General features: G+C 56.6%; 12 protein-coding genes and 1 tRNA gene. 1 reads left to right on the forward strand and 12 read right to left on the reverse strand.

Translation table 11 applies throughout. The features are described 5' to 3' along the window. Positions 1-407 precede the first annotated feature (407 nt). The 3 genes from HQL52_18175 to HQL52_18185 form a co-directional block, all read right to left on the reverse strand. Positions 408-483, reverse strand: a tRNA-Ile gene (locus HQL52_18175). A gap of 10 nt (positions 484-493) precedes the next feature. Then, positions 494-2,593 carry an RNA polymerase sigma factor RpoD gene (rpoD, locus tag HQL52_18180; GenBank protein MBF0371373.1) on the reverse strand — a complete coding sequence of 700 codons (2,100 nt, stop codon included), beginning with the start codon at positions 2,591-2,593 and terminating at the stop codon, positions 494-496. A gap of 74 nt (positions 2,594-2,667) precedes the next feature. After that, positions 2,668-4,503: a DNA primase gene (locus HQL52_18185; protein MBF0371374.1), complete on the reverse strand. Its 1,836-nt coding sequence runs from the start codon at positions 4,501-4,503 to the stop codon at positions 2,668-2,670. Positions 4,504-4,795: 292 nt separating this feature from the next. On the opposite strand from HQL52_18185, the gene HQL52_18190 reads away from it, so the two are divergent. Further along, positions 4,796-5,437: a Rieske 2Fe-2S domain-containing protein gene (locus HQL52_18190; GenBank protein MBF0371375.1), complete on the forward strand. Its 642-nt coding sequence runs from the start codon at positions 4,796-4,798 to the stop codon at positions 5,435-5,437. A gap of 91 nt (positions 5,438-5,528) precedes the next feature. On the opposite strand, the gene HQL52_18195 is transcribed toward HQL52_18190, so the two are convergent. From HQL52_18195 to murA, 9 genes are all read right to left on the reverse strand, one after another. Continuing rightward, positions 5,529-5,879, reverse strand: a complete 351-nt coding sequence (locus tag HQL52_18195) for a histidine triad nucleotide-binding protein (protein MBF0371376.1) — start codon at positions 5,877-5,879, stop codon at positions 5,529-5,531. Between the two features lie 107 nt (positions 5,880-5,986). Beyond that, positions 5,987-6,307 (reverse strand): phosphoribosyl-ATP diphosphatase, encoded by a 321-nt coding sequence (locus HQL52_18200; GenBank protein MBF0371377.1) that lies wholly within the window; start codon positions 6,305-6,307, stop codon positions 5,987-5,989. Further along, on the reverse strand, positions 6,304-6,693 hold the full coding sequence (gene hisI, locus HQL52_18205; protein MBF0371378.1) for a phosphoribosyl-AMP cyclohydrolase: 390 nt from the start codon (positions 6,691-6,693) through the stop codon (positions 6,304-6,306). Before hisI ends, HQL52_18200 begins: the two co-directional genes overlap by 4 nt. A gap of 71 nt (positions 6,694-6,764) precedes the next feature. Next, positions 6,765-7,541 carry an imidazole glycerol phosphate synthase subunit HisF gene (gene hisF, locus HQL52_18210; protein ID MBF0371379.1) on the reverse strand — a complete coding sequence of 259 codons (777 nt, stop codon included), beginning with the start codon at positions 7,539-7,541 and terminating at the stop codon, positions 6,765-6,767. Positions 7,542-7,607: 66 nt separating this feature from the next. Further along, a complete protein-coding gene (gene hisA / locus HQL52_18215) occupies positions 7,608-8,357 on the reverse strand; it encodes a 1-(5-phosphoribosyl)-5-[(5-phosphoribosylamino)methylideneamino]imidazole-4-carboxamide isomerase (GenBank protein MBF0371380.1) in 750 nt (249 codons plus the stop codon). A 99-nt stretch (positions 8,358-8,456) separates the two neighbouring features. Next, positions 8,457-9,092 carry an imidazole glycerol phosphate synthase subunit HisH gene (gene hisH, locus HQL52_18220; protein ID MBF0371381.1) on the reverse strand — a complete coding sequence of 212 codons (636 nt, stop codon included), beginning with the start codon at positions 9,090-9,092 and terminating at the stop codon, positions 8,457-8,459. A gap of 15 nt (positions 9,093-9,107) precedes the next feature. After that, positions 9,108-9,704 carry an imidazoleglycerol-phosphate dehydratase HisB gene (hisB, locus tag HQL52_18225; GenBank protein ID MBF0371382.1) on the reverse strand — a complete coding sequence of 199 codons (597 nt, stop codon included), beginning with the start codon at positions 9,702-9,704 and terminating at the stop codon, positions 9,108-9,110. Further along, complete coding sequence (gene hisD / locus HQL52_18230) at positions 9,704-11,020, reverse strand: histidinol dehydrogenase (GenBank protein ID MBF0371383.1); 1,317 nt, start codon at positions 11,018-11,020, stop codon at positions 9,704-9,706. The genes hisB and hisD overlap by 1 nt, the downstream gene beginning before the upstream one ends. A 111-nt stretch (positions 11,021-11,131) precedes the next feature. Next, positions 11,132-12,388 carry a UDP-N-acetylglucosamine 1-carboxyvinyltransferase gene (gene murA / locus HQL52_18235; GenBank protein ID MBF0371384.1) on the reverse strand — a complete coding sequence of 419 codons (1,257 nt, stop codon included), beginning with the start codon at positions 12,386-12,388 and terminating at the stop codon, positions 11,132-11,134. Positions 12,389-12,686 lie beyond the last annotated feature (298 nt).

The following is a 12,686-nucleotide window of genomic DNA, read 5'->3' on the forward strand; positions in this document are numbered from 1 at the left end:
CCGGTCCCAGGTTCGAATCCTGGTGGGCCCACCATTTTATTTTTTAATAAGGACTATCCCAGCCACGCCTTTGACTTCGAAAACCCTGCTCCCAACCCCCCTATCCAGAAGCGCGCCCCCTCTTGGCAAAACCCACTCAATTTCAAAACTTTTCACCCACTTCCGCCAACATCAGTTGAACTCACAACACACAACCAAATAATCATCCAAAATATGTCAAAACGGACGCCATGATGGAGATGAAAGCCGCAAAAATTGAATGTCGGAGGCCATAAACGGGGGGCAGGAATGACTTGCCAGATTTGACAATACTTGCCAACCATTGGAAACATTGAAGAAACTAAAAATAAAAAAACCGCCTCGGAAGGCGGCTCTCTACCGGGGAAAATTTCCCCGAAAAAATAAAATGGTGGGCCCACCAGGATTCGAACCTGGGACCGGCCGGTTATGAGCCGGCGGCTCTGACCGCTGAGCTATAGGCCCAATGCTTGACTTAGGATTCCAAAAAGCTCCTCAGTTTGCGGGAGCGGGTGGGGTGGCGGAGTTTGCGCAGGGCCTTGGCCTCGATTTGGCGGATCCGCTCCCGGGTAACGTGAAACTGCTTGCCCACCTCTTCCAGGGTGTGGTCGGTGGGGAGGCCGATGCCAAAACGCATTCTCAGGACATTCTCCTCCCGGTCGGTCAGAGTCTTGAGCACCCGTCCGGTGGTATCCCTGAGATTGGCCATGATCGCCAGATCTGAAGGCGACAACATCGATTTGTCTTCGATAAAGTCCCCCAGATGAGAATCTTCCTCGTCCCCCACCGGGGTTTCCAGAGAGATGGGCTCCTTGGCGATTTTCAATACCTTGCGGACTTTTTCCAGGGACATCTCCATCCGCTCGGCAATCTCCTCCGGAGTGGGCTCCCGTCCCATCTCCTGCACCATCTGCCGGTTGGTGCGCACCAGCTTGTTGATGGTTTCGATCATGTGCACCGGAATGCGGATGGTGCGGGCCTGGTCGGCGATAGAGCGGGTGATGGCCTGGCGGATCCACCAGGTAGCGTAGGTGGAAAATTTATACCCCCGACGCCATTCAAACTTGTCCACCGCCTTCATCAGGCCGATGTTGCCCTCCTGGATGAGATCCAAAAACTGCAGACCCCGATTGGTATATTTTTTGGCGATGGAGATCACCAGACGCAGATTGGCCTCCACCATCTCCTTCTTGGCAACCCCCGCCTTGCGTTCCCCGTTCAGGATATTTTTGTGGGTGTTTTTCAGATCCAGAATGGTCTGCCCCGTGTCCAACTCGATATCCCTCAGCCGGGCTTGGAGATCCTGGATCTTATCCCCGGACTTGGCTTTGAGGTTCAACCAACCCGAGGTTCCCTTCATGGCGACCTGGTCCAGCCACTCCTCCTGCCCTTCCTTCCCCAGATAGGATTTCAAAAATTCCTTACGACTCACCCCAGCCTTGGTGGCCAAAGCCAGGATTTCACCCTCCTGCTTGCGCACTTTGTCCACATGGCGCTTCAACTTGTCTACCAGGTTGTCGATCTGCTTTTGGGAAAAGTTGATGGCCGAAACCATTTCGACGATGCGATCCTTGCAGGCCTTGTATTTCTGCAGGGTCGCCTTGTCCACCTTTGGGGGGGTTTTTTTGGAGCCTTTTTTATTGGCTTCAGCCGTATCGTCCAGGTTGCCTTGCAGGGCGATCAGGGCGGCGTTTTCTTCGCTAATATCATCAAAAATTTTCTGGGTGTTTTCCAGCAACTCCTGCATGCGGTCGAACTCAACGGGATCAGGCTCAGCATCATCCAACTCATCCCCCTCCTCTGAGCTCTCATCCCCTTTAGAGCCCTCACCCTCTTCGGAAACCTTCTCTTCAGAGACCTTTACTGCACACATTCTCCCTTCGGAGGGGAGCTCTTCAGGAATTTTCTCTTCCGCTTTGCTCTTCTGTTCTTTCTGATTCTTCTGTTTGTCACTGCCGGAAGCCTTGTCCTTCTCTTCGACCTCTACCCCTTCGCCTTCGATCTTGTTTTCATCCTCCTCCTCATCCTCATCCTCATCCTCATCCTCTTCGGATTGGGGGGGTGGGGGGATATCCAGGATATCTCTCAGGGAAATCCGACCTTCCCGAAGTTTTTCACCCAGTAGGATAATTTCCCGAAAGGTGGCTGGGGAGTTACAGATGGCATAGATGACTTCGTTGCGCCCCTGCTCGATCCGTTGGGCGATCTGAATTTCCCCCTCTCGGGTCAGCAGATCCACCGAACCCATTTCCCGCAGATACATCCGTACCGGGTCGTCGGTCTTGCCCAGATCGATATCTTCAATGGCTGATTCCGAAGACTTGGTGGGGGCCGCCTCCTCCAGCGGAGGGTCTGGCTCAGCAACGACACCCGGTAGAGGCAACTTGGCCCCACCCTCGGTTTTTTCAACCTCCTCCCCATCCGCCTCTTCGACCAGATTGATGCCCATGTCGTCAAACAGGGAGACGACATCCTCAATCGCATCCGCAGAGTTGACCTCCTCGGGCAGGACGTCATTGACCTCATCGAAAGTAAGGAACCCGCGTTCCTTACCTCGTTCGATAAGCTCCTTCATGGGGGTGAGCTTGTTTTCCTCGGTCATAGTTCTATATCCGCGGCGCGGGCGCGCATTTGATCTGGGTTTATTGTCTAAAGAACAGGCCAGGATTTGGGATCATTTATCCGGCGCTCTTCCTTGCATAGTGCATTGTTCCGACTCAAAAACTCGTCATCATCCACTCTGCCCAGGCGATTGTCTTCCCTGAGCTGCTGCTTCTGAGCCTTCAGCTGTGTTTTCAGTATGGTTCTCAGACATCCGATAAACTCCTCTTCGGCACGACCCAGATGCAACTCTTCGGATCGGAGGATTCCTTGGGCCAGATCAGCCAGCACCGGCTGGGAAAAACGTTCCAGGGGCCACGCTGTCAGAGGCTGTTCCATCTGGTATCCAAGCTCCAGCAACTCCGACAAAATCGCCGAAAATTGCCGATTTTTCAGAACGAGCCCCCCAAGATCCTCTTCGTATTCCACTGCAAAGTTGGGAAAACGCAAGAGCTGGGCCAAAAGCACTTTTTCGTAGTCCCGCCCCATGGGGCCAGGCAGCGCCTTTTCGGGAACCGGACGCCCCATCGGTAGCTCCCGGCGACGGATGGGGGTCGAAACAGTCGGCGGCGGCTTTCGCCTTACCTGGCCCAGGGCATTGACCACATGCTCACCACTGAGCCCCAGGCGCTTGCCCAACTCCTCGGCAAAAAGAGTCTTGAGCAGGGGATCCGCCACCTTGGCGAGCAGTGGACCGGCACGATGCACCAGTGCCGCCTGCCCTTCCGCCCCTTCCAGGTTCAGATCCTTTTTTAAATAACGATAAAGAAATTCCATCAAGGGGGTGGCCCGATCCAACCGGGCCTTGAACCCTTCCGCCCCCTCCCGGCTTACCACATCGTCCGGATCTTCCCCCTGGGGCAGAAAGAGAAAGTGGGCGTGGCGGTCAGCCTGCAAACCATCCAACACCTGCTCCAACGCCCGCCAAGCCGCCTGCCGCCCGGCATTGTCGCCATCAAAACAAAAAACCAACCGGCCACTGCGCCGCCAGAGCAGCTGCATGTGCCGAAGGGTAAAAGCGGTCCCCAAGGTGGCGGCGACGTTGGTGATGCCCCGGTCGGCCAAGGCGATGAGGTCCATATATCCCTCAACCACCACCGCCCGGTTTTCCCGTCGGATCGACTCCTGGGCCAAATCCAGCCCGTAGAGGATCTCCCCCTTGTGATAGAGGGGCGTCTCCGGGGAGTTGAGATATTTCGGCTCACCCGAGCCCAACGCCCGCCCACCAAACCCCACACAGCGACCCCGCAGGTCGTTGATGGGAAAGATAATCCGCTCCCGAAAGCGGTCGTAGGGCTTTCCCCCACTCTCCTTGCGAATCGCCAGCCCCGCCCGAATCAGGGAGTTGACTGCGGCCTCGCCCCCACCAAAACGATCCAACAAAAATCGCCAGCCTGGCGGGGCAAACCCCAATCCGAAGCGCTCGATGGTTTCCGGCTGAAGCCCTCTTTTTTGCAGATAGTCCCGGGCACTCCGACCGTTGGGCGCTTGCAGTTGCTCCTGAAAGGCGTCCCGGGCGGCTGCAACCAACGCCAGCAGTTGCTCCCGCTCGGCTTTTTCCTTTTTCTGTCTTGGATCCTCCCGCCGGGTTTCCGGTAACGGCAGGCCTGCCTCCCCAGCCAGCTCCTCGATGGCTTCAGGAAACTCGACCCCCTTGATTTTCATCACAAAACCAAAGGCATCCCCCCCTGCGCCGCAGCCAAAACATTTAAAGATCCCCTTATCAGGATGGACACTGAAGGAAGGGGTTTTTTCGTTGTGAAACGGGCAGAGCCCCTGCCAGTTGACGCCAGCCTTTTTCAGGGTAACGTGGCGGCCAATAACCTCCAGCAGGTCGATTCGGTTACGGATTTCCTCAAGAAAGCTATCGGGATAATAACCCATGAAACTCCGAACCGGTTTGACCGAGGGGATTGAAGCTTGGGTTATGAGCGGTCCGGATGCTCCCCCATATAACGGCAAAAGCCCCGAAACGGGGCCTCGTAGTCGTAACCCTTTAAAATAGCTTGATTTTGCAATTTGTCAAGGTTTTACAGTTTGCTTTTCTCTTGACCTCTCTCTATTTTCAGTGTATCCGCCCCTTTTGACCATCGCTTTTATCCTTCGGTTCCCGAGGTGCTCCTTTCCGGGGTTTTCCTTATCAGGGAGGCCGATTTTTTTCAGGAGTTTAACGACCATGTCCAAGGCACTACGCTATTTGGGAGGGGTGCGGCCTGAGGCTGCAACCCATTTATTGGGATTTTACAAGGAAAGCGTCAAGGCGCTGGATGATAAAACCCGATTTTTGATCCAGATCGTCACCAAGGTGACTGTGGGTACCGAACGGGGGTTGCGTCAATATGCCCCGAAAGCGTTGAAAGCGGGTGCCACAAAAGATGAAATTCTCGATGCGGTGTTGATGGCTTTTCCCGCAGCAGGACTCAACAAGGTGCTGGACGCGTTGGAGGTGATGATTGATCTGGAGCTGCTGCCCGAGGCTCCCGGGGCAGATCAGGCTCCTGAAGTGGGTGAGCAGGATCTCGGGGCGCTGGCGGACTTTCCCTTGAAAAAGATGGAGTGCGCCAAAACCCAGGCGGGCAAATATATCGTCTATCGCACCAGCGCCGATTCAGCCCAGGTCTACGCCAGCCGCTGCCCCCACTCCAAGGCCAGCCTCTGCAAGGGGGTTGACCATGGGGACGCGGTGGAGTGTAAGGTGCACAACTGGGTGTTTGATCTGGAAACGGGGAAATGCCTGGAGCCCGATGCCGAAGACAAGCCCGGCATGGAAGCCCTCAATATCGACATTCGGGAGGGTCGGATCATCCTGCTCCCCTGATCCAAAAAACATCGGGTGGTGCACTGACAATCAAACGGTGCGCCACCCGTGGCATTCCAGGAGAGCATCCCCCCGCAAGAAGGGCTCAAACTCAGCGGCACACCATGGGACCGATGGGGCGACCTCCCAAAATGTGCACATGAATATGATACACCTCCTGCCCCCCATGGCTCTTGGTGTTGATCATGGTGCGATAGCCATCATCACTCACCCCCAACTCCCGCGCCACATGAGCCACCCGCTCCATCAAATGCCCCATCACCCCCCGATCCCCTTCACTGAGATCATCCAGGGTGGCAATATGCTGCCTCGGAATCACCAACACATGCACCGGCGCTTGGGGGTTGATGTCCTTGAAGGCATAAACCAATTCATCGGAATAGACCTCATCCGACGGAATCGTTCCCCCTGCGATTTTGCAGAATAGGCAGTTGTCACTCATGGTGGCCTCGTTTATCACCCGTTAGTTTTTTTGTCGCCGACACAACAACCACAATAAAAAAAACTCTGCTCAATGGAGAAGGCAACGCCCTCCCCTTCTGTCTCACGCTACTTCCCAAACCGCCCCGCAAGCTCCCCCAGCACTTTTTCCGGCGCAATCCCCTGCTCCGCCAGCATCACCAGGGTGTGAAACCATAGATCAGCGGTTTCGTGGATAACAGCTTCCGGATCGCCATTCTTGGCAGCAAGGATGGTCTCAACCGCCTCCTCCCCCACCTTTTGCAAAATCCGATCCCGACCCTTGGCGTAAAGCCCAGCCACATAAGAGCTTTCCGGATCAGCGTTTTTTCTCTCCAGCAACACCTGGTAGAGCGCTTCCAGAACGGTGGCGGCGGTGGGAGCCTGGGCGTTGGGATCGGGGGGACTCACTTGCCGTAAATCTCCTTGGGATCCTTCTCAGGGGCAGCGATTTCGTTCCAGCCCCCCTCCCCCGCTTCCAGATAGAAGCAGTTTTTCCGCCCGGTGTGACACGCCACCCCCAGCTGATCCACCAGCAACAGAATCGTATCCCGATCACAATCGGTCCGCACCGCTTTGACATGCTGCACGTGGCCGGAAGACTCCCCCTTTTTCCAAAACTTTTGTCGGCTTCGGGACCAATAGCAAGCCACCCCGGTTTTCAGGGTTTCCGCCAGAGAGTCCCGATTCATCCAAGCCATCATCAACACCTCTCCCGTATCGTGCTGCTGGGAAATGGCGGGGATGAGGCCTGCATCGTTATATTTCAGGGCGTCGAGATCAGGGGTTTGAGACATGGAAACAAGGGGCTCCTTCAGCCTAAAGGGAGGGGATCATGCAGAGGGGAAACAGTCTGTTTTTCGATATTTTATAAACGCACGACCACACCATGATCCCGCAGATATTCCTTCACCTGGGGAATGGAATAGGTTCTAAAATGGAAGATGGAAGCCGCCAGCACCGCATCGGCCCCCCCCTCCTTGAGGCCATCCACCATGTGATCCATGTTGCCCACCCCCCCCGAGGCAATCACCGGAATGGTGGTGGCTTCGGCAATGGCCCGGGTCAACACCAGATCATAGCCGATTTTGGTGCCGTCCCGATCCATGGAGGTGAGCAGGATCTCCCCCGCCCCGTACTCTTCCATCCGTTGCGCCCACCCCACCGCATCGATCCCAGTCGGTTTTCGGCCCCCATGGGTATAGATTTCCCAACGAACCGGCACCCCGTCAGCATCCTTTTCGACACACTTGGCATCGATGGCCACCACAATGCACTGCGCCCCAAACTGACTGGAGGCTTCTTTGACAAACTCCGGGCGAAACACCGCAGCGGTATTGATCCCGACTTTATCCGCCCCTGCCACGAGCAAATTTCGGATATCCTGATTCACCCGCACCCCACCCCCCACAGTCAGGGGGATGAACACCTGCTCGGCGGTTTGGCGCACCACCTCCAAAATGGTATCCCGCTCTTCATGGGAAGCGGTGATATCGAGAAAGGTCAGCTCGTCCGCCCCCTCTTCGTCATAGCGGCGGGCGGCCTCCACCGGATCCCCGGCATCGATCAGGCCTTCGAACTGGACCCCTTTGACCACCCGGCCACCACGAACGTCGAGACAGGGAATGATGCGTTTGGCTAACATGGCTGCTTTTTCCGAAAGAGAGGCTGGCCGATTGCCCAGCTGAACCCCCCTCCCCTTTTTGACTGGTTAGGAAAGAATATCCGCGACCGCTTTGACCGCTTCCTGAAAATCAAGCCGGCCATCGTAGAGCGCCTTACCGGTGATGGCCCCTGAAATTTTACCACCATTGGCGAAGGGGCCGGCATTTTTGGCCGAGGCTTTGATATCCTCCAGAGAGGAGATACCACCGGAAAGAATAATGGGAATCGAAACGGTCTCGGCCAAACTCCGGGTCGCTTCGATATTGGGACCACTCAGCGCCCCATCCCGACTGATATCGGTAAAAATAATCTCCGCAACCCCGGCATCCTCAAACTGCCGCGCCAGATCCACCGCAGCAATATTGGTCATCTCCGACCACCCCTGCACCGCCACCTTGCCATCCCGAGCATCGATCCCCACCGACACCCGCCCCGGATGCAAGCGACACGCCTCCCTCACCAAGCTGGGATCCTGGCAGGCGATGGTGCCCAAAATCACCCGAAAGATGCCCATTTCCAAGCACGTTTCGATGGTATCCAGATTGCGAATGCCCCCACCCAGCTGCATGGGAATATCCAACGCTGCCAAGATCGAGCGAATCGCCTCGGCATTGACGGGTTTGCCTGCAAAAGCGCCGTTGAGATCCACCACATGGAGCCGCTCACAGCCCAAACCCTGCCATTTGCCCGCCATCGCCCCCGGATCATCGGAATAGACCGTATCCTGGTTCATATCCCCCTGAAAAAGCCGCACACACTCGCCATCCTTAAGGTCGATGGCAGGGATCACAATCATGGATTTGTTTCCTCAAAATAAAGCCGTGCCCAAAATTCAGCGGAAGGCACTATGCAGAGGTGAAGATGTCCTGGATATCCTTAAAAAATCGATGGGGTGCTAGGGTTTCCAGGCGACAAAGTTTTCCAGCAGCTGCAAGCCATGTTTTTGGCTTTTTTCCGGGTGAAACTGGGTGGCAAACAGGTTATCCCTGGCGACGGCTGCGGTAAAGCGCAGACCATAATCGCTGGATCCCGCCACCACGCTCTCCTCACGGGATTGGGCATAAAAGGAGTGGACAAAATAGAAGAAAGATTCATCCGGCACCCCCTTCCACAAAGCGTGCTCCTGATCCTGGCGCAGCCGGTTCCACCCCATGTGGGGCACCTTCAGATGGCGTTGGGCATCTTCCGGATCCACCATATCCGTGGCAAAACCGGTCACATTTCCCGAAATCAGATCAAGCCCCGGATGAACCCCAAACTCATGGCTTTCGCTAAAGAGCAGCTGCATCCCCACGCAGATTCCCAGGAAGGGTCGTCCCGCGTCGATATGCTTTAAAATCGGCTCCACCAGACCGGTACTGATCAAATTGGCCCGGCAATCCGCAAACGCCCCCACCCCCGGCAACAGCAGATGGCCAGCCCTTTCCAAATCCGGTATTTCCGCACTCACCCGAACATCCCCCCCCACCGACTCCAAAGCCTTGGCGACAGAGCGGAGATTGCCGGAACCGTAATCGATGACAGTGATCATGATACTGCTGCTTCCTTAATCTGAAAGGGTGCCTTTGGTGCTGGGCACCGCGTCGCTCCCCTGATCGGGATCCTTGGCGCAGGCGACTCGCAACGCCCGGGCCAGAGCCTTGAAACAGGATTCGACGATATGGTGGGAGTTTTCGCCGTATAGATTTTCCACGTGGAGGGTCATGGCGCTGTTGGTGGCAAAGGCCCCGAACCACTCCTTGAAAAGCTCCGTATCCATCTCACCGACCTTGGGAGAGGGAAAAGAGACCTTCCAGCTCAGGTGTGGCCGGTTGGAAAGATCCAGCACCACCCGGGAGAGGGCTTCATCCAGGGGAACATAGGCCGAGCCAAAGCGCACAATCCCCCGTCGATCCCCCAAAGCCTGACGAAACGCCTGCCCCAAGGCAATCCCCACATCCTCCACCGTGTGGTGACCATCCACATGCAGATCCCCTTTGGCCGCCACCGTGATATCAAACAGACCGTGGCGGGCGATCTGCTGGAGCATGTGGTCGAGAAAACCGATGCCAGTCTCAATTTTTCCCTGTCCGCTCCCCTCCAAAACCACCTTAACCTTGATCTGGGTCTCCTGGGTGTTGCGGCTGATGGAACCTCTGCGCATCACACATCTCCTTTGAGACGGATATCAACACTCAACTTGTGGGCGGTGAGCCCTTCACTGGCAGCCAGGGTAGAGGCCGCAGGCCCGATCACTTTGAGGGAATCGGGCGTGCAGTGGATGAGGCTGGTGCGCTTGATAAAGTCATACACCCCGAGCGGGCTGGAAAAACGCGCCGTACCGGACGTGGGCAACACATGATTGGGACCCGCGACATAATCTCCCATCGCCTCCGGGGTATGGCGCCCCATGAATATCGCCCCAGCGTGGTGGATCAGCGGCAGGTAGCGTTCAGGATCCGTCAAAGCCAACTCCAGATGCTCAGGAGCCAATTGGGACGCCAGACGACACGCCTCTTCCAGATCAGAAGCCAAAATAATCGCCCCCCGGCTGGCAAGAGAGATCCGGCTGATAGCGCTACGGGAGAGAACTTTCAGATGCGCCTCCAGAGCCACTTCCACCGCATCGGCAAAATCGGCATCATCGGTGATCAAAACCGATTGGGCAATCTCATCGTGTTCCGCCTGGGAGAGCAGATCCGCCGCGATCCAGGCCGGGTCGTTCTCCTTGTCGGCAATCACCAAAATTTCCGAGGGACCGGCGATCATGTCGATCCCCACCTGACCAAACACCTGCCGCTTGGCGATGGCGACATAGATGTTGCCCGGCCCGACAATTTTATCCACCGAGGGAATGGTCGCCGTGCCATAGGCCATGGCGGCAATGGCTTGGGCTCCCCCCACCCGAAAGACCCGATCCACCCCCGATATTCTCGCCGCTGCCAGAATCAGGGGATTGGCCACCCCGTCTGGTGTCGGTACCGTCATGATCAGCTCTTCAACCCCCGCCACCTTCGCTGGAATGGCGTTCATCAACACCGAAGAGGGATAGGAGGCCAGCCCCCCCGGTACATAGAGCCCAGCCCTATCCAAAGCCGTGGTACGCTGCCCCAGGGTGGTGCCGGATTCATCCTGATATTGCTGCACCCCCATGGGCGGCATCTGCCATTCATGGTAGGAACGAATGCGCTTGGCGGCCAGTTCCAGAGCGGCCAACTCATCGTCAGGGGCCTGGGAGATGGCTTGGTCGATCTCGGCTTCGCTAAATTCCAGGGTTTCCGGGGTCAGCTCCAGACGATCAAAGCGCCGGGTCAGATCCACCAGCGCCCCATCCCCTTGATTGCGTATCCGGGCGACGATTTCAGAGACCCTTTTTTCCACCGCCACCAGGTTACCTTCATCCCAGTGGCAAAGACGATGAAAACGCTCTTTAAAATCGGCTTGGGTGGTGTCGAGACGGGAGATCAGAGAGTCGGCCATTGGCAGCACGCTTACGTCCTGGATTAGGAAGCTTAAGGGGTGTGACTATAAAATGGATGGCTTGTGGGATGATTGTGGCTGGAGCAGGGGCAGCGCTTCAAGTGCTTTTCGTCAACCACTCAGGCGGCTGATGTCAGCCCCCAGAGCCAGAAGTTTTTCCTCAATGCGCTCATAGCCCCGGTCGATATGGTAGACCCGGGAGATAAGGGTCTCCCCTTCGGCGGCCAAGCCTGCCAGCACGAGACAGGCGGAAGCTCTCAGATCGGTCGCCATGACGGGCGCTCCCCGCAATTTTTCCACGCCCCGCACCACAGCGGTGTTGCCGTGCAGGGCGATATCCGCTCCCAAACGCCGCAGCTCCGAAACATGCATGAAGCGATTTTCGAAGATGGTTTCGGTGACGACACCCGTTCCCTCACTCAAGCTGATCAACACCAGCATTTGGGCTTGAAGGTCGGTGGGAAAGCCTGGATAGGGGCGGGTTTTCAGGTCAAACGCCTTCAAACGCCCAGAGCCACGAATCAGGATGGAGTCGTCGTTTTCCTCGATTTCGACCCCAGCCTGGCGGAGCTTACTGGTAGTGGTCTGCAAAACCCGGGGATCGGTATTAATAAGGTTGATCTCCCCTTCGGTAATGGCAGCGGCCACCATGAAGGTGCCGGTTTCGATACGGTCGGGCAGAATGTGATGCTTGGCGCCGTGGAGTTTATCAACGCCATCGATGGTGATGGTATTGGTACCAGCCCCGGAGATGCGCGCGCCCATTTTGGTGAGGCAGTCGGCCAGATCCACCACTTCGGGCTCACAAGCGGCGTTGCGCAGGGTGGTGCGACCTTCGGCCAGGGTGGCGGCCATCAACAGGTTTTCGGTGCCGGTGACGGTGACCATATCAAAAACGATGGTGGCCCCCTTCAAGCGCTTGGCCGTCACCCGGATGTAGCCGTCGGTGAGTTCCACCTTGGCCCCCATGGCTTCGAGACCGCGCAGGTGGAAATTGACTGGACGAGAGCCGATGGCGCAACCGCCGGGCATGGAGATTTCCGCCACGCCGAAGCGGGCGACCAGTGGGCCCATGACGAGGATGGAGGCGCGCATGGTGCTGACGAGGCTGTAGGGGGCGCAAAAGTTGTGGATGTTGCCACAATCGATGGCGACGCCGAGTTTTTCGTCGATGGTGATGGCGGCACCGTGCTGCCCCAGCAGCTCCAACATGGTGGTGACATCCCGCAGGTGGGGGATATTGGAGAGGCTGAGTGTTTCGCCTGTCAGGAGGGAGGCTGCCAGAGATGGCAGTGTGGCGTTTTTAGCCCCACTGATGGGAATGGTACCGTTGAGGGGTTTACCGCCGCGCACGAGGATTTTGTCCATGGGCCAAAGGTCATAACAGGAAACCCCCTAGAGAGCAAGCTTAAGTTCAGATTTTCCGATTGATTTTTCCTCTCTGCCCATGCTATAAGTTTAGTGGTGTTCCCATTGAAAATGGGGATGCATCCTTAGAAAATAGGGGATGCATCTTTATGAAAATGGCTTCGAAAATGGGGGTGAAACGGCTTCGACGGGGTATGGAAAGGCCTCTGAGGCGACCCGGCATGGTACCGCCGTAACGGACCATCGCACACAAGTGCCAATGACGAGCATTACGCTCCGGCTCTCGCAGCAGCTTAAA

The sequence above is a fragment of the Magnetococcales bacterium genome (assembly GCA_015232395.1).
Classification (GTDB): Bacteria; Pseudomonadota; Magnetococcia; order Magnetococcales; family JADFZT01; genus JADFZT01.